This is a genomic window from Zavarzinia marina, assembly GCF_021568905.1.
Classification (GTDB): Bacteria; Pseudomonadota; Alphaproteobacteria; order Zavarziniales; family Zavarziniaceae; genus Zavarzinia; species Zavarzinia marina.
The window spans coordinates 328,302-344,026 of record NZ_JAKGSB010000005.1 but is presented as its reverse complement, the minus strand read 5'-3'; the positions used below and the strand labels follow the sequence as shown (position 1 = coordinate 344,026).

Below are 15,725 nucleotides of genomic sequence, written 5' to 3'. Positions count from 1 at the left end.
GGCAGATGCCGGTCGCCTTGATCTCGACCAGCACCTCGCCCGCCTTCGGGCCCTCCAGCTGCACCGTGACGATTTCGAGCGGTTTGCCGGCCTCGAAGGCGACGGCGGCGCGGACGTCCATCAGGCCCCCCGTCACGCCGCGCGCTCGTCGAAGGCGACGATCTGCACGCCGCCGTCGGCGAAGACGGCGAGATCACCCGCCGCCGCCGCGCCCTCGGGCGACCCCAGGGCCGCCTTCACATCCGCCAGCGACGGGAATTCGAGGCGGACGACCTGATAGAGATCGTCGCCCGAAAGCACGTCGAGGCCGTCGCTGAGACGGACCGAGACGAGGCCCGGCAGTTTCCGCACCAGCGGCAGGTGGGTTGCCGCGTAGTGCCGGTCGAAGGCGGCCGGATCGGCCGGCCGCCCATAGAGGACGAGCAGGATCGCCATGCGCGCCGCCCCCTCAGAGACCGATCGAGTCGCGGAATTCGCGCGTGGCCTGGCGCGCCGCCGCCGCCGCCCGGTCGCCGTCCGGCAGGCCCGCGCAGAAGCCCTCGATCGCGGCATCGCCGAGCGGCTGCCATTTGGCGAGCCAGCGGCGCAGCAGATCCATGTTGCCGTCCTTCTGGGCCATGAACCGCACCAGGCCGCCGGTCCAGGCCCGGGAACGCGCGCTGTCCTTCAGGATCGCGTCGGAGAGGAGATCCAGGACCGAATCCTCGAAACGGCGGGCGGCGCGGCCGAACTGGCGCACGCAGGCTTCGTCGATCGCGGGCTTGGCCACCAGGTTCAGGGCGACAAAGGTCTCGCCGAATTCATAGGCGACCAGGGCCTTTTCCATCAACTCGCGGAAACCCTGCCATTCGGCCGATTTTTCCCAATGGCGGCGTTCCTCCTCGCCGAAGCCGAAGCCGGCATGGGCGCGCGCCAGTTCCACCGTGCGGTAGGAGACATGGGAGACGGCGCGGAGCGCATCGGCCGACTGGAAGGCATAGCAATGGGAGATGGTCGAGGCCGGCGTCGTGGTCGCGGCATAGGCCGACGCCATCTGCACCGCGTGGTGGACGAAGCGCTGCGGCGTATAGAGCCGCGACAGGACCGTCAGCCATTCGGCATCGAGACCGGCATCATGGCCTTCGTTGCTGAAGCGGTCGAGCACTTCGGCGACGTAATTCTCCTGCCCTTCCTGGACGATGTTGTAGCGCCGATAGGTCACTTCCTCGGGATCGCGGAAGGCCAGCCAGTCGTCGTGACGCAGCGGGCTGTCGATCAGATTCTTCTGGTACCAGCGATTGACGAAGGTGTCGGGGCCGAGCGACGGCAGGGCCGGCCCGCTCCTGCCGGGCTGGGCGTAGTCGTTCAGGAAATGGGTGTCGAAGGCGACGGCTTCATATTCGCTGGGCTTGCGGCGCTGGGCGGCCAGCGCGCTCCAGGTCTTCAGGCGGGCCTGCTCGACAGGACCTTCTTTCATGGTTTCACTCCCTCTATGGCGTTGATTGTCGATTCCGGTCAGCGGCGATGGTCGAGGAAGAAACGGACATAGCGTTCCGTCGACTCGATCTGCCCGGCGAAGGAGGCGAGGATCGGCTCGATCTCCTGCATCAGGAACGGCCGGCGCAGCACCTCTTCCAGGGTCGCGCGGCGCACCACGCATTCGCCGAGGACCTGGACGCGCAGATAGGCGCGCTTGTCGATCACCGTGACCTCCTGGTCCGGATTGTCGCGGTGGATCGCCTCCACCACCGCATCCGCCAGTTCGCCGGCCCTGAGCACGGGGCCGACCATATTGCCGCTCAGTCCGTCGCTGCGGACGCTTGCCGTCGTCATCTGTTCTCTCCGATCGTCTTCATGCGCCGACACGAAAGGGCACCACGCCCTCGACGCTGATCTGGACCTTGCCGTCGACCACCCGCAGCGGATAGCGCGCCAGGCGGCAGTCGGTGGGGTTGAGGCCGGCGCCGGTGGCGCTGTCGAACTGCCAGAGGTGGGCGCGGCAGGTCAGGACGCCGTTCTCGAAGCCGCCTTCCGCCAGCGAGATGTCCTGATGCGGGCAGAGCGCCTGCAGGGCGACCACTTCGCCGCCCGCGCGATGCACGATCAGCACGTCGTGGCCCGCGACCTCGAATTCCGCGACCTCGCCCTCCCACACTTCGTCGAGGTCGCAGACCATGTGAAATTCGGTGGCGACCGCGACGGTCATTGCACCGGTTCTCCTTCGGGGGCGGCATCGAAGAACAGATGCACCCAGTCCATCGCCTCGATGCCGGCATCGGTCACCGTGGCGTCGATCGGCAGGGCGGCGTCGCCATCGATCTTGCGGATATGAACCGTCGACAGGGGCCGGTCGGGCACATGGACGCCGACGACCAGGGAGGCAGCGGCCTCGATCAGGTCGCCGACCCGGGCTTCGGCCGGAATGGCGACGAGGTGGACGAGAAAATCGCGCTCGCAGGACACGAGCAGGGGCAGGTCGGACATGTCGTTCTCCTGGAAGGAAGTCCCCGGCGGGCGGCCCCGCCGGAGAATCGGGGTCACTCGGCGGCCATGGTCCGCGGTTCGCGGCCGGCGAAGGCCCAGGCGAAATTCTCCGCGTCCTTGCCGCGCTCGACCGGCGAGAGGCCCATGTAGTTGAGTGCCCCCTCGTAGGTCGGCGGCTGGATCCTGCCGGCCAGGAACTGGTCGATCAGGGTCTGGTGCGCGGCGTAACGCTCCGGGTCCTGCTCGAAGACCCATTTCTCGACATGGGACTGGAAGTAGTACTTCTTGCCCTTGTAGGTCAGCATCTGGTCCTTGCCGGCCCAGGGCTTCGACGGGTCGGTGACCATGGGCAGATTGTTGAAGGAACAGACCACCGGCAGGGTCTTCGGCACCGTGAGGTCGGTCCTGCCGGCGCGGATGTTCTCGCCGATCTGCGACCACAGGCGGCCCCAGCTGTCGTTCCAGCCCGGATATTTGCTCTCCAGCCAGTCGCGCTCGGCCGGGGAGACGCCGGCGGGCACATTGAACCAGACCGTGTCGCGATAGAGCCACCAGCCGATGTGCATGCCGTGGTGGAAGCTCTCAATATCCTCGAGGAAGAAGTCCCAGTACCAGGGCAGGTCCAGGCCCATGTCGAGCAGGGTGCGCTCGAACTGACCGACGATCCATTCCTCCATGAATTCCTTGAACGACGACGTGCGCTTCTCGAGCGGCATGAAATAGTCGATCACGGTGCCGGTCAGCAGGGCGAAGAAGCGGTAAGTGCGCCAGAAGCCGATGTCGACCGCCTTCTGCGCCTCGTCCTTGTAGCCGTTCTTCACCATCAGCTTCAGGAGCGGCGCGCCGATCTGGGCATGGCGCGATTCGTCGGTCTGGATCGACGAGATCAGGTTGGAGAAGCTGGTGTCGCCCGCCTCGGCCGCGTCGCCGGCGAGACCGATGAACTGCATGTTGGTGAAGCCGGTCTCGAAGGCGAAGGTCAGCATGATCGCCGTCGTCACCGCGTCCCGGCCCAGGAAGACGTCGTCCAGGGTCGCCCTCGTCATGATCGCCCCCCATTCCTGGGTGCCGAGCAGCTTGTGCGCGAAGTTGAACTGCGGGCTGTGCTTCAGGCTCTCGTGGGCGAAATAGAGCTGGGTCTGGCCGTGGCGGATTTCATCGAGGAGGCCGAAGGTCGCCATGTTGCGCATGCCCGGCGCCATGCCGAAGCGCGCCATGCGCCCCTCCGAGATCTGCGAGCTGGATTCCGCGAGCGAGACCGCGCCGAAATGCAGCTTCAGGATCGAATGCCAGCGCTGCCCCGCCTCTTCCATGAAGCGGGTTCGTGCCGCCGCCGTATTGACGGCATAGACGCCCGCGTCCTTCTCGCGCTGGACCTTCACGTATTCGGCGTAGGAGACCTTGTAGGGCTCGTCGTATTCCGCCCAGGCGGCCTTCGGCATGTCGAAGGGGTCGCTCATCTCGGGCGGGAACAGGTCCGCCTCGGAGACGAAGGACGGCGTCCAGTTGGTGTCCCGGGCGACGTCGTACCAGTCGCTTCGCTGCAGCAATGTCATCTCTTGCGTCCTCCCATGGCGCCGTGGCGGCCGGCCGCGTTCGACCGGCCCTGCGTCTGCTGCCGTTATCGCCGGCGCAAGGACAGTCTTCACCAGCCCAAAGGGATGGAACGTGACGTCAAGAGGCACAGGGACGCAGGATCTCGCCAACCAAAAGGACGGAAGAGGACGATGGCGACGGCCGCGGGATCGCGGCGAATGTCTTGCTGCGCCTGCGAATACTGCAAAACTGAAATATTTGCAGGCGAATTGGGACCATTCTTCGGAGAACGGGCATGACATGAATTTCCCGCCAGTCTACCGTTCGGGCGGGAGGTAACCCGGAGACCTCGTGGATTTCGGGCATGAATAAACAGACATAAATAAACAGAGAAGATGCCATGCAATCTTCCCGTGTCTTCATCCGGAAGACGAAGTTACAGCCGCCGAACAACGACGAGCGGACCATCAGCAGGGCACGGGTCACGGGTTCGATAAACCCGGACGCGACCATGCCGATTACCTTGATCACGGCGCCCGCCGGTTCGGGCAAGACGACGGCGATGGTCCAGGCCTTCCACGACTGCCGCCAGCGCGGCCAGGCCGCCGGCTGGGCCAGCCTCGACTATGCCGACAACGATACCACGGGCCTGATCGCGCTTCTGGTCTCGGCGCTGCGGATGGCGGCGCCCAACGCCTGCACCGCGACGGCGATCCTGCTGGAGACCGGCCTGATGCCGCCCGAAGCGGTGCTGCAGCGGACCCTGCTGAACGAGATCGCGGACCTGCGCCAGGACATGGTCGTCTTCCTCGACGATTATCACTGCATCACCGACGCCCGCGTCGTCGAGTTGATGAACCTCCTGCTCGAAGCGAACACGCAGCATCTGCGCTTCCTCATCGCCTCGCGCAACCAGCACAACCTCTCCATCGCGCGCCTGCGCATGCTGGGCCTGGTGCGGGAGCTGACCTTCCAGGACCTGCAGTTCGACCCGGACGAGACCCAGCGCGTGCTGCGCCTCTGGGGCCACGGCGACGTCACCGAGAACCAGAGCGACCTTCTGCGCCAGAAGACCGAGGGCTGGGTGGCCGGGCTCCAGCTCGCCTCGATCGCGCTCGCCAACGAGGCGGACAAGGGCCATTTCATCAACGCCTTCTCGGGCACCAACAAGCGGATCGACGGCTTCATCTCGGACGAAGTGTTCCAGAAGCATCCGGAGGCGGTGCGGGATTTCCTGCTGAACACCGCGATCCTCGAACGCTTCACCCTGGACCTGTGCAACGCCGTCAACCCCGGCGCCCGCAATTTCGAGAGCCTCGACTATATCGAGCAGTGGAACCTGTTCCTGGTGCCGCTGGACGATGAACGCATGTGGTTCCGCTATCACCACCTGTTCAACGACTATCTGCGCCGCAAGCTGACGGAACTGCACCGCGAGCGCGTGCCGCATCTGCACCGCACCGCCGCGCGCTGGCTGTTCGACAACGGCATGATCACCGAGGCGATCGGTCATGCCTTCGCCTCGGGCGATCACGAATTCGCCGGCCAGCTGCTAGACGAGGGCAGCGATGCCCTGTTCTCCGCCGGCCGTGCCATGACCCTGGAGAGCTATGCCCGGCGCCTTTCCGACGCCCATATCCGCCGCCTGCCCCGCCTGCTGCTGGACCGCGCCTGGCAGAGCGAGTTGCGCTGGCGCTTTCGCGAGGCGGAGGCGGACCTCCGCGATGCCCGGATCGCGGTCCAGACCCTGACCGAACGGGCGGCGGGCAGCGGCGGCGGCCCCGATCTCGCCTATCTGCGCGAGAAACTGTCCCATCGGGAAATGATGCTGAAGCTGCTGAACGACGACAATGCCGGCGCCCGCGCCGACGCCCAGGCCTGGCTCGAGTCCCGCTACAGCAACGACATGTTCATGTATGCCTCCTCGCTGTCGGCGCAGATCCTGACCGACCGCGAATTCTTCCGCTTCGATCTGGTCATGTCCCGGGCCGAGGAAGTGCGCGAGATGTTCATGCGCCACGGCGCCTTCTACGGCACCGTGTTTCACGATTCGATCGTCGGCCGTTCGCTCCAGCGCTGCGGCCGTCTGGACGAGGCGGTCACCGTGCTCGACCGCTCGCTCGCCATGGCGGTGAAGCTGCATGGCGCCTTCACGCCGCTGGCATCGATGCCGACTTCCCTCCTCGCCTCGATCGCCTACGAGCGCGGCGACGTCGCCGAGGCGCGGCGCCTGCTGGCCGGCTATCTGCCCCTCAGCAAGGAGCTGGGCTTCGTCGACAACATGATGGAGGCCTTCTTCACCTCGATCCGGCTGGCATTCATCGACCGCGACTTCGCCCAGGTCGGGGCCCTGCTGGACGAGGCCGACTGCGCCGCAACTCAGTTCGGCTTCGACCGTTTCAAGGGCCTGGTCCTGCTGCAGCGGTTCCGGCTGGCCGCGCTCGATCCCTTCTTCGCCCGGGGCATCGATACCCTGGACCTGTCGCCGCTGCCCGCCGAATTCGACGATCCCTGGTCGATCGCGCAGCCGAGCAGCCGGCACGAGACCGCCGCCCTCGTCCATTGCGAGCGGCTGATCGCGGCCGGCAAGGCGCGGGCGGCGGCGGCGATCCTGCAGCGCTGGCTGCGCTTCGCGACCCATCGCCAGGCCAAGGCCAGCGTCGCCGCCATCGCCGCCCTGCTGGCCCGGGCCCTGGTCCGCGACGGCGACGTCGAGGGGGCTCAGCGCCTGCTGGTCGACGTGCTCAAGGCCATGACCCATGCCCGCTTCGTCCGCAGTTTCGCCGATCAGGGACCGGTTCTCGCCCCGGTGCTGACCGTGGTGCGCAATCAGCTTCGCGACGCGCATCCCGCCGTCGCCGATTACGCCGGCGCCATCCTGGCGGCGATCGGCGCCGACGGGACCAGGCGCCACGCCGTCGCCGATGCGGAGGGCGCCGCGCTCTGCGAACCGCTGACCGGACGCGAGATCGAGATCCTGCGCCTCGCCGACGACGGCCTTTCGAACGGCGAGATCGCGGCGGCCCTGTCGATCGCCGAGAGCACGGTGAAATGGTACTGGCAGCGCATCTTCGACAAGGTCGCCGCGCGCGGCCGCCGGCACGCCATCCGCACCGCCAGGACCCTGGGGGTGATCGGCCTGCGCTGATCCTCCCCGTCTTCGAAGGGCGGACCGAGAAGTGGAGGGCGCCATTGCATGAAATCGATAAATCGCATCGCCGGCGCCTTCCGGCGGTGTCCGCCGATTTCATGAACAGAGCAAATCCCCGCGCCCGGCCGTGCCGGACCGGTTTCGCCTCATGCGGCGGCGGGCCGGCGGCGGTGTCGGAATGCGCCGCAACAATTCACACCGTCCGCCCGTGTCATCGGACGATGGAATCTCTGCCGGGGCGGGCGGTTCGCCCTGCGATGCAGTGCAACAACAGGCGTCGCGCGGAGGGTCCGGCGGCGCGGCGGCGGCGCGCGGAGAGGCTTGCCGGAGGCCCTCCGCGGGCGCTTGGCACGATCGTTGCTGTAACAGAGGGCAGCGGTGTCGCGGACGCCATGCGTCGCCACGCCCAAGACGGTATCCGGCCACGAACAAGGCCAACAGGGAGGAACAGCAATGTCTAAGCTGGCTTCGAACGAATATTACGATCTCGTCCGGACGACGAACTGGACCCCGCGCTACGTTCCCGAATCCGAACTCTTTCCCGAGATGATGTCGGGCGCGCGCGGCATCCCTGCCGAGGCCTGGGAGAGCTTCGACGAACCCTATAAAGTTACCTACAGCGACTATGTCGCGACCCAGCGCGAGAAGGACGCCGGCGCCTATTCGGTGAAGGCCGCGCTGGAGCGCGCCAATTACATCGACGACGCCGATCCGGGCTGGGTCAGCACCCTGCAGGCCCATTACGGCGCGCTCGCCGTCGCCGAATATGCCGCCGCCACGGCGGAGGCCCGCATGGCCCGCTTCTCGCGCGCGCCGGGCAACCGCAACATGGCGACCTTCGGCATGCTGGACGAAATGCGCCACGGCCAGATCCAGCTCTTCTTCCCGCACGAGCACACCAAGCGCAGCCGCCAGTGGGACTGGGCCTACAAGGCCATGCACACCAACGAATGGGCCGCGGTCGCCGCGCGCCACATGTTCGACGACATGATGTTCACGCGCGATTCCGTCAGCGTCGCCATCATGCTGACCTTCGCCTTCGAGACCGGCTTCACCAACATGCAGTTCCTCGGCCTCGCGGCCGACGCCGCCGAAGCCGGTGACCACACGTTCGCCAGCCTGATCTCCTCGATCCAGACCGACGAATCCCGCCACGCCCAGCAGGGCGGCCCGGTCCTGAAGATCCTGATCGAGAACGGCAAGAAGGACGAGGCGCAGAAGATGATCGACGTCATCTTCTGGCGGGCATGGAAACTGTTCTCGGTGCTGACCGGCCCGATCCTCGACTATTACACCCCGCTGGAGCACCGCAAGCAGTCGTTCAAGGAATTCATGCAGGAGTGGATCATCGGTCAGTTCGAGCGCCAGCTGAACGATCTCGGCCTCGACCTGCCCTGGTACTGGGACGAATTCATCCGCGCCCTCGACGAGACCCACCACGGCATGCACATGGGCGTCTGGTACTGGCGCCCGACGGTGTGGTGGAACCCGGCCGCCGGCGCCTCGCCCGAGGAGCGCGAATGGCTGGAGAGCAAATATCCGGGCTGGAACGCGACCTTCGGCCGCTGCTGGGACGTGATCACCGAGAACCTGCAGAAGGGCCGCGAGGATCTGACCCTGCCCGAGACGCTGCCCACCATCTGCAACATGTGCAACCTGCCGGTGGTCGGCGCGCCGGGCGACGGCTGGAATGTGAAGGATTACCAGCTCGTCCACGAGGGCCGTCTCTACCACTTCGGTTCCGAGGTCGACCGCTGGTGCTTCCAGCAGGATCCGGAGCGTTACAAGGGCCACATGAGCGTCGTCGACCGCTTCCTGGCGGGCGAGATCCAGCCGCAGAACCTGGCGGGCGCGCTGCTCTACATGGGTCTGGCGCCGGGCGAGATCGGCTCCGACGCGCATAACTACGCCTGGGCCGGCGTCGGCAAGCAGCAAGCCGCCGAGTAAGGCGCAACGGGAGGGGCAACGCCCCTCCCCCATTGCCATAAAGGGGAGGAACCATGGCACTGTTTCCGCTTTCTTCGAATTTCGAGGGTGATTTCGTCGTTCAGCTCGTGGTCGTCGACGACGGCGCGACCATGGATGAAGTGGCATCCGCCTGCGCCGTGCATTCGATCGACCGGCGCGTCGCGCCCCGACCCGGCAAGGTCCTGCGCATCCGCCGTCATTCGACGGGCGAACTCTACCCGCGCGAGATGCTGGTGAAGAACACCGGCCTGATGCCGACCGAAACCATCGACGTCATCTTTTCCGACATCTGACCGAGGCGAGAGAGACGCGCATGGCGTTCGAGAAAATCTGCTCGCTCGACGATGTCTGGGAAGGCGAGATGGAGGAATTCACGGCATCGGACGGCCGCGACGTCCTTGTCGTCTGCATCGAGGGCGGCCGGATCAAGGCGTTCCAGTCGATGTGCCCGCATCAGGAGATCGCGCTCATCGACGGCAGCTTCGAGGGCGGGGTGATCACCTGCAAGGCCCATCTCTGGCAGTTCGACAGCGAGACCGGCCAGGGCCTGAACCCGACGGACTGCCGCATCGCCGAATACCCGGTCCGGATCGACGGCGAGGACATCTTCGTCGACGTGGCCGGCGTCGAGCCCTGCAAATCGCACACCTGACGCGGGAGAGAAACATGACAAGTCACGACAAGGCCGGCGACGGCTACCGCAACAACCGCGTCGGCCCCATCCTGCGGGCGGGCGAAGTGGCGCAGGCCGCGATCCTCGCGGTGGAGGACGACAATCCGGGCAAGGAAATCCACATCGAGGACCGTACGGCCTATGTCCGCATCGAATGCGACGGCGAATGCATCCTGACCCGCGCCTCGATGGAGGAGGCCCTGGGCCGTCCGTTCCAGATGCGCGAGATCGAGATCAACCTCGGCTCCTTCTCCGGACAGATCGACACCTCGCCCGACCGCATCCGCTTCTATCTCGCGAAACACATCTGACAGAACGAACTCCCGGGAGGAGAACGCCATGACCGCCACCCCCGAGCCCCTGAAGCCGCTGAAGACCTGGTCGCATCTGGCCGACCGCCGCAAGCGGCCCAGCGAATACGACATCGTCAGCACGCGCCTGCACTACCGCCGCCGGAACCCGGACGTGCCGTGGGAGCTGGATCCCGACCTGCCGATGAACGACTGGTACCGCAAATATTGCAACGAGAGCCCGCTGAAGCACCCCGACTGGGACCTGTTCCAGGATCCGGACCAGCTCGTCTACCGCACCTACAATATCCTGCAGGACGGCCAGGAAGCCTATGTCGGCGGCCTGTTCGACCAGTTCAGCGACCGCGGCCACGACGAGATGATCCCGAACGAATGGATCGAGACCCTGACCGCCTTCTATACCCCCGCGCGCTATCTCTATCACGGTCTCCAGATGGGCTCGGCCTATGTCGCCCAGATGGCGCCGGCCAGCACCATCACCACCTGCCTCTATCTGCAGTCCGCCGATTCGCTCCGCTGGGTCACCCATACCTGCTATCGGACGGTCGAACTCAGCAAGGCGCGGCCCGACCTCGGCTTCGGCAAGAACGAACGCGCCCATTGGGAGGACGATCCCCAGTGGCAGGGCTTCCGCCGCCTGCTCGAGGAGGGGCTGGTGGTCTGGGACTGGGCCGAGTCCTTCGTCGTCTTCAACCTGGTGCTGAAGCCCGCGGTCGAGGAAGCCCTGCTCGGCACCCTCGCGGACGTCGCGCGCAGCAACAACGACACGCTCTACAGCCTGCTGTCGCAGGCCCAGATGCGCGACGCCGAACGCCACCGCCGCTGGGCCTCGCGCCTGGTCGAAATGGCGCTGGCGGTCGACGGCAACCGCGAATGGCTGCGCGGCCGCGTGGCGGCCTGGACGCCGAAGGCGGAAGAGGCGATCCGCGCCTATTGCGGTGCCCTGAAGGAAAGCGACGGCGGCGAGGCGGCCATCGAGAACATGCTGGCCTTCCAGCGCGGCCTCGGCCTGCGCGACTGAGGACGGTGGCGGATCCGGGCGCGCCGGGTCCGCCGCCCCCCGGATCCGCCACCGCATTGAATGTTTATGTGTTCATCCCCGGGACAAAGCATTGCCTTGAAACACTGAAGCGGAGCCAATCCCGCCATTCACCGCGATTGGCGATGTTATGATCCCAGTCAAGTAAGGCTCCGAAATACGAGAGCCCCATAACGATAAAAGGGGGGAAACAACATGGCAGCCGTCATTCGGAAATTTGCCACTGCAAGAAATAGTATGGAAGACCCCAATTCGACTTCCAGTGGTTCGCGTGATTTCCCGGAAATGGACGATCTGGCTGCACGTCTGCGCTTCTGTCCCCAGGTGGGCAGGATCTGGCTCGACGACAACCGGATGATCCTGCTGCACACTCATTCCCTCGGCGCGCTGCGCAACGAACTGATCGAGACCATCGGCGTGCAGGGCGCACGGGCCCTGTTGACCCGCATGGGCTATGCCTCCGGCGCCCAGGACGCCGAACTGGCGGTCAAGGTGCGCCACGGCCGCGATTTCTTCGACTTCTTCAACGTCGGCCCCCAGCTCCACATGATCGAGGGCATCGTCACGGTGGAGCCGGTACGGGTGGAGGCGGACGTGAACACGGGCCGCTTCTACGGCGAATTCATCTGGCACGACTCGTGCGAGGACGAGGTCCACATCGCCTCCCACGGCATCGGCTCCGACCCGGCGTGCTGGATGCAGATCGGTTATGCCTCGGGTTACACCAGCGTGTTCATGGGCCGTCCCATGCTGTTCCGCGAGGTCGAATGCCGCTCCATGGGCCATGCCGCCTGCCGCATCGTCGGCAAGCCGGTCTCGGAATGGCCCGACGCGGACGAGGATATCCGCTATCTTCAGCCCCACGCCTTCGCCAACCGCAACAGCCAGGGCCCGATCGTGGTCAGCACGGTCGCCGCCGGCATGCCGGCGCCCGAGGAGACGGCGGCGAGCCAGTCGCCGGTGAAGGACCTGGTCGGCGCCTCGGCGGGTTTCAACGTCGTCTGCCACATGCTCGAGAAGGTGTCGGGCACCAATGCGACCGTGCTTCTTCTCGGGGAATCCGGCGTCGGCAAGGAAATGTTCGCCCAGACCCTGCACCGCATCTCGCCCCGTGCCGACAATCCCTTCGTCGCCGTCAATTGCGCGGCGATCCCCGAGCATCTGATCGAATCCGAACTCTTCGGCGTCGAGAAGGGGGCGTATACCGGCGCCGTCTCCTCGCGCCCGGGGCGCTTCGAGCGGGCGAACGGCGGCACCCTGTTCCTCGACGAGATCGGCACGCTGAGCCTCGCCGCCCAGGGCAAGCTGCTGCGCGCCCTGCAGGAGGGCGAGATCGAGCGCGTGGGCGACCAGCGCAGCCGCAAGGTCGACGTGCGCATCGTAGCCGCCACCAATGTCGACCTGCGGCGCGGCGTGGTCGACGGCAGTTTCCGCGAGGACCTGTTCTACCGCCTGAACGTCTTTCCCATCCATATTCCGCCGCTGCGCAACCGGCGCGCCGACATCCCGCTGCTGCTGAACCATTTCCTCGGCTATTTCTGCACCCGCCACGGCAAATCCCTGACCGGCTTCACCCAGCGCGCCATCACCAGCCTTTACGCTTACGGCTGGCCGGGCAATGTGCGCGAGCTTGAGAACATGGTGGAACGCGGCGTGATCCTGGCGCCCGACAACGGCGCCATCGACCTCTGCCACCTCTTCACCTCGGGCGAACGGCTCGACGGTCCCGCCCTCGGCATGGACCAGGAAGGCCACCTCAACCCGGTGATCGACGAAGCCCAGGCCCCCGGCAGTTCCGCCAGCCCCGAGCAACTGGCCCAATCGGTGCTGCGCTCCCGCATTCCCCTCGACAAGCTGGAGGATTTCCTCCTGCGCGGCGCCGTCGAACAAGCCGGCGGCAACATTTCCGAGGCCGCCCGCCTGCTCGGCATCAGCCGCGCTCAATTGGCCTATCGGCTGAAGAAGAGCTGAGGCGACCGAGGCGCGCCACCCGCAGGCGCGCGGACGTTCCGCGCGCGGCTGCGCCAGGCCCACCGTCAACCGCCCATCATGGCGATCAGGCGGCGGCCGATCGCGCCATAGGGCGGATAGAGGAACTTCAGGCCGGTGATGCCGGCGATGCTTCGCTGGGTGAAGACCGCCCGGTGGTGCGAGAAGGTGTCGAAGCCTTCCGGCCCGTGATAGCGCCCGATGCCACTGGCGCCGACACCGCCGAACGGCAGGTCGACCTGCAGGTATTGCAGCATGACGTCGTTGATCGCGACCCCGCCCGACAAGGTCTCGGACAGCAGGCGCCGGCGCGCGCCGGCATCATGGCCGAAGTAATAGAGCCCGAGCGGATTCTCGCGCGAGCGGATGAAGGCGATCGCCTCGTCCATCGAATCGTAGCTGAGCACGACCAGCAGCGGTCCGAAGATTTCCTCGGTCATGATGCTCGAATCGCGCGGCGGATCGACGACGACCGACAGCGGCACCTTGCGGGCGCGCCGCGTCTCCTCGCTCGCCTCGCCGAGGGAATGGACGGCGGCGCCGGCCTGTCTCGCCGCGCCCAGCATCGCCTCCAGCCGGGCGACGCCGCGATCGTCGATCACCGAGGTGAAGGCGCCGTCCATAGGCCCGCCGGGAAAGCGTTTGCGGGCATGGGCGATGAAGGCGTCGGTGAAGGGACCGACCTTCTCGCGCGGGACGAAGGCGTAGTCGGGGGCGACGCAGATCTGCCCGGCATTGAACGATTTTCCCCAGAGCAGGCGGCTGGCGGCTTCCTCGATCGGGAAGTCACGGTCGACGACGACCGGGCTCTTGCCGCCGAGTTCCAGGGTGACGGGCACGAGATTGCGGGCCGCCGCCAGCGCGACATGACGGCCGACGGCGGTGGATCCGGTGAACAGCAGATGGTTCCACGGCTTGGCGGCGAAGGCGCGCGAGACGTCGGCATCGCCGAGGATCACCGCCAGTTCCGAGGCATCCATATGGGCCGCCATAATCTCCCGCGTTACCTCGCCGGTCGCCGGTGTCGCCTCGGAGATCTTCACGACGGCCCGGTTGCCGGCCGCGATGGCGCCGATGGCCGGCGCGATGGCCAGATTGAAGGGCAGGTTCCAGGGCGCCATGACCCCGACGACGCCGATCGGCTGACAGACGACCTTGCCGGTGCCCGGCTGGAACCACATGGAGGTCGAGCGCCGGCGCGGCCGCATCCATCTGGCGAGGTGACGGCGGGCGTAGGCGACCTGCGCCAGGCTGGAGACGATCTCGGTCAGGCGCACTTCCTCGGGCGCGCGGCAGCCGAAGTCGCTGATCACCGCGTCGACGATGCGCCGGCGGTTTTCCTCGATCGCCCGGCCGAGGCGGCTCAGCCGCTCGTCGCGCGTGCCACGGTCCGGATTACTGTCGGCGGCGAAGGCTTTCGTCTGCAGGGCGAAGGCACGCTCCAGCTCGGCGAGTTCCCCGGCGGTGTTGGCGGCGGCGGCGGGCGCGACGCGCGGCTCTGGCGAAATGGCTGTCACTGTCCGTTTCCTGTTCCCTGGATGTCCTTCACCACCATGCTATCGGCGCCGAAGATGACGAAACCCGATCAATAGATCGGCGTCCCGAGATTGTGCCCCGGCAAGAATCCGGACGATGAGCACGACCGAGGGGAGGAACCGATGGTAACGGCCGCCAAGGAAGATCCGCGCGACGACGAATCCCAGGTGAAGATCACCTTCATCCTGAACGACGGCAGCAGGCGCTGTGTCTCGAGCCCGCCCTGCAAATCCCTGATGCAGGTGGCCGTATCGAACGGCATTCCGGGCATCGAGGGCGATTGCGGCGGCAATTGCGTCTGCGGCACCTGTCTCGTCGTCCAATTGTCCGAGGGCCAGTTGCCGCCGGCGAAGGTGGTCGAGACCGAAATGCTGAACTTCCTGGCCAACGACGATCCGGCGACACGCCTTGCCTGCCAGATTCCCGTGGACGAACGCCTCGACGGCATCGTTGTGCGGGTCGTCGGCCTGGTCTGACGCGTTTCCCCGAGGCGGTCCTCCCGCCGCCTCAAACTCAAACCGCCGGAGCTTGCTCCGGCGGTTCTTTTTCGTACCGGCGATGATCGAGGCGGGGCTCAGCGCCGCACGATCCTGCCCCGCAGCATGACGACGACGGCGACGATCAGCGTGACGGCGCCGACCAGTGCCGGCAAGAAGGCGAGCGCGCCCGCCAGATTGCCCTCGCCGAGCCGGTTGCCGCCCATGGTGACGCCGTGGTTCGGCGCGAACATGCCGAACAGGTAGAAGCAGAAATTGCCCCAGACCGCGATCACCGTGAACCAGGCGACGCGCTTCGGCGCATTGCCGTCGAATTCGAGGTGACGCAGCACGGCACCGAACAGCAGGGCCATGAAGCCGTTCAGCATCATGCCGAGATGGACGGTCCGCCACCCGGCGGCCGTGCCGGGCATCTCGATCGGGATGCCGAAGGGCAGGGGCGAGAAGGATATCTCCCCGATCATGGTGAAGATCAGGAAGAAACCGGATATGAGCGCGACAAGCACGGCCAGAAGGCCGTGCTTGAAGAGCATCGAACAGCTGTCGGCGTTCATATGAATCC

General features: G+C 66.3%; 17 protein-coding genes. 8 read left to right on the top strand and 9 right to left on the bottom strand.

Annotation, left to right across the window (positions count from 1 at the left end; all coding sequences use genetic code 11):
* Positions 1-132 precede the first annotated feature (132 nt).
* From L2U69_RS15315 to L2U69_RS15285, 7 genes are all read right to left on the bottom strand, one after another.
* A complete protein-coding gene (locus L2U69_RS15315; protein WP_236107990.1) occupies positions 133-435 on the bottom strand; it encodes an EthD family reductase in 303 nt (100 codons plus the stop codon).
* Between the two features lie 13 nt (positions 436-448).
* Positions 449-1,456 (bottom strand): ferritin family protein, encoded by a 1,008-nt coding sequence (locus L2U69_RS15310; protein WP_236107989.1) that lies wholly within the window; start codon positions 1,454-1,456, stop codon positions 449-451.
* A gap of 38 nt (positions 1,457-1,494) precedes the next feature.
* A complete protein-coding gene (locus tag L2U69_RS15305) occupies positions 1,495-1,812 on the bottom strand; it encodes an MmoB/DmpM family protein (RefSeq protein WP_236107988.1) in 318 nt (105 codons plus the stop codon).
* A gap of 19 nt (positions 1,813-1,831) precedes the next feature.
* Positions 1,832-2,185, bottom strand: a complete 354-nt coding sequence (locus tag L2U69_RS15300) for a Rieske 2Fe-2S domain-containing protein (protein WP_236107987.1) — start codon at positions 2,183-2,185, stop codon at positions 1,832-1,834.
* Positions 2,182-2,463 (bottom strand): toluene-4-monooxygenase system B family protein, encoded by a 282-nt coding sequence (locus tag L2U69_RS15295; protein ID WP_236107986.1) that lies wholly within the window; start codon positions 2,461-2,463, stop codon positions 2,182-2,184. Before L2U69_RS15295 ends, L2U69_RS15300 begins: the two co-directional genes overlap by 4 nt.
* A gap of 53 nt (positions 2,464-2,516) precedes the next feature.
* Positions 2,517-4,019, bottom strand: coding sequence for a YHS domain-containing protein (locus L2U69_RS15290; protein WP_236107985.1), 1,503 nt, complete (start codon positions 4,017-4,019; stop codon positions 2,517-2,519).
* 118 nt (positions 4,020-4,137) lie between these two features.
* Positions 4,138-4,530 carry a hypothetical protein gene (locus L2U69_RS15285; RefSeq protein WP_236107984.1) on the bottom strand — a complete coding sequence of 131 codons (393 nt, stop codon included), beginning with the start codon at positions 4,528-4,530 and terminating at the stop codon, positions 4,138-4,140.
* On the opposite strand from L2U69_RS15285, the gene L2U69_RS15280 reads away from it, so the two are divergent.
* The 7 genes from L2U69_RS15280 (at position 4,511) to L2U69_RS15250 (ending at position 13,112) form a co-directional block, all read left to right on the top strand.
* On the top strand, positions 4,511-7,147 hold the full coding sequence (locus L2U69_RS15280; RefSeq protein WP_236107983.1) for a LuxR C-terminal-related transcriptional regulator: 2,637 nt from the start codon (positions 4,511-4,513) through the stop codon (positions 7,145-7,147). The two genes, L2U69_RS15285 and L2U69_RS15280, sit on opposite strands and share 20 nt — an antisense overlap.
* A 456-nt stretch (positions 7,148-7,603) precedes the next feature.
* The gene (locus L2U69_RS15275; RefSeq protein ID WP_236107982.1) at positions 7,604-9,097 is read left to right on the top strand and encodes a YHS domain-containing protein; all 1,494 of its coding nucleotides are present in this window, start codon (positions 7,604-7,606) and stop codon (positions 9,095-9,097) included.
* Positions 9,098-9,150: 53 nt separating this feature from the next.
* Positions 9,151-9,411 carry a toluene-4-monooxygenase system B family protein gene (locus L2U69_RS15270; RefSeq protein WP_236107981.1) on the top strand — a complete coding sequence of 87 codons (261 nt, stop codon included), beginning with the start codon at positions 9,151-9,153 and terminating at the stop codon, positions 9,409-9,411.
* A 20-nt stretch (positions 9,412-9,431) separates the two neighbouring features.
* A complete protein-coding gene (locus tag L2U69_RS15265) occupies positions 9,432-9,770 on the top strand; it encodes a Rieske 2Fe-2S domain-containing protein (protein WP_236107980.1) in 339 nt (112 codons plus the stop codon).
* A gap of 14 nt (positions 9,771-9,784) precedes the next feature.
* Complete coding sequence (locus tag L2U69_RS15260) at positions 9,785-10,102, top strand: MmoB/DmpM family protein (RefSeq protein ID WP_236107979.1); 318 nt, start codon at positions 9,785-9,787, stop codon at positions 10,100-10,102.
* A 28-nt stretch (positions 10,103-10,130) separates the two neighbouring features.
* Entirely contained in the window at positions 10,131-11,123 is a 993-nt protein-coding gene (locus L2U69_RS15255) for an aromatic/alkene monooxygenase hydroxylase subunit beta (protein WP_236107978.1), read from the top strand.
* A gap of 303 nt (positions 11,124-11,426) precedes the next feature.
* Entirely contained in the window at positions 11,427-13,112 is a 1,686-nt protein-coding gene (locus L2U69_RS15250) for a sigma-54-dependent Fis family transcriptional regulator (protein WP_236107977.1), read from the top strand.
* Between the two features lie 65 nt (positions 13,113-13,177).
* On the opposite strand, the gene L2U69_RS15245 is transcribed toward L2U69_RS15250, so the two are convergent.
* Complete coding sequence (locus tag L2U69_RS15245) at positions 13,178-14,647, bottom strand: aldehyde dehydrogenase family protein (protein ID WP_236107976.1); 1,470 nt, start codon at positions 14,645-14,647, stop codon at positions 13,178-13,180.
* Between the two features lie 141 nt (positions 14,648-14,788).
* On the opposite strand from L2U69_RS15245, the gene L2U69_RS15240 reads away from it, so the two are divergent.
* Entirely contained in the window at positions 14,789-15,142 is a 354-nt protein-coding gene (locus L2U69_RS15240) for a 2Fe-2S iron-sulfur cluster-binding protein (protein WP_236107975.1), read from the top strand.
* A gap of 98 nt (positions 15,143-15,240) precedes the next feature.
* Here L2U69_RS15240 and L2U69_RS15235 read toward each other — a convergent pair whose 3' ends face one another.
* Positions 15,241-15,717, bottom strand: coding sequence for a hypothetical protein (locus L2U69_RS15235; protein WP_236107974.1), 477 nt, complete (start codon positions 15,715-15,717; stop codon positions 15,241-15,243).
* Between the last annotated feature and the right edge of the window lie 8 nt (positions 15,718-15,725).

Bases quoted from the DNA above. Each gene is read 5' to 3' on its own strand.
- L2U69_RS15315 (WP_236107990.1), bottom strand. From the start codon at position 435: ATGGCGATCCTGCTCGTCCTCTATGGGCGGCCGGCCGATCCGGCCGCC.
- L2U69_RS15310 (WP_236107989.1), bottom strand. From the start codon at position 1,456: ATGAAAGAAGGTCCTGTCGAGCAGGCCCGCCTGAAGACCTGGAGCGCG.
- L2U69_RS15305 (WP_236107988.1), bottom strand. From the start codon at position 1,812: ATGACGACGGCAAGCGTCCGCAGCGACGGACTGAGCGGCAATATGGTC.
- L2U69_RS15300 (WP_236107987.1), bottom strand. From the start codon at position 2,185: ATGACCGTCGCGGTCGCCACCGAATTTCACATGGTCTGCGACCTCGAC.
- L2U69_RS15295 (WP_236107986.1), bottom strand. From the start codon at position 2,463: ATGTCCGACCTGCCCCTGCTCGTGTCCTGCGAGCGCGATTTTCTCGTC.
- L2U69_RS15290 (WP_236107985.1), bottom strand. From the start codon at position 4,019: ATGACATTGCTGCAGCGAAGCGACTGGTACGACGTCGCCCGGGACACC.
- L2U69_RS15280 (WP_236107983.1), top strand. From the start codon at position 4,511: ATGCCGATTACCTTGATCACGGCGCCCGCCGGTTCGGGCAAGACGACG.
- L2U69_RS15275 (WP_236107982.1), top strand. From the start codon at position 7,604: ATGTCTAAGCTGGCTTCGAACGAATATTACGATCTCGTCCGGACGACG.
- L2U69_RS15270 (WP_236107981.1), top strand. From the start codon at position 9,151: ATGGCACTGTTTCCGCTTTCTTCGAATTTCGAGGGTGATTTCGTCGTT.
- L2U69_RS15265 (WP_236107980.1), top strand. From the start codon at position 9,432: ATGGCGTTCGAGAAAATCTGCTCGCTCGACGATGTCTGGGAAGGCGAG.
- L2U69_RS15260 (WP_236107979.1), top strand. From the start codon at position 9,785: ATGACAAGTCACGACAAGGCCGGCGACGGCTACCGCAACAACCGCGTC.
- L2U69_RS15255 (WP_236107978.1), top strand. From the start codon at position 10,131: ATGACCGCCACCCCCGAGCCCCTGAAGCCGCTGAAGACCTGGTCGCAT.
- L2U69_RS15250 (WP_236107977.1), top strand. From the start codon at position 11,427: ATGGACGATCTGGCTGCACGTCTGCGCTTCTGTCCCCAGGTGGGCAGG.
- L2U69_RS15240 (WP_236107975.1), top strand. From the start codon at position 14,789: ATGGTAACGGCCGCCAAGGAAGATCCGCGCGACGACGAATCCCAGGTG.
- L2U69_RS15235 (WP_236107974.1), bottom strand. From the start codon at position 15,717: ATGAACGCCGACAGCTGTTCGATGCTCTTCAAGCACGGCCTTCTGGCC.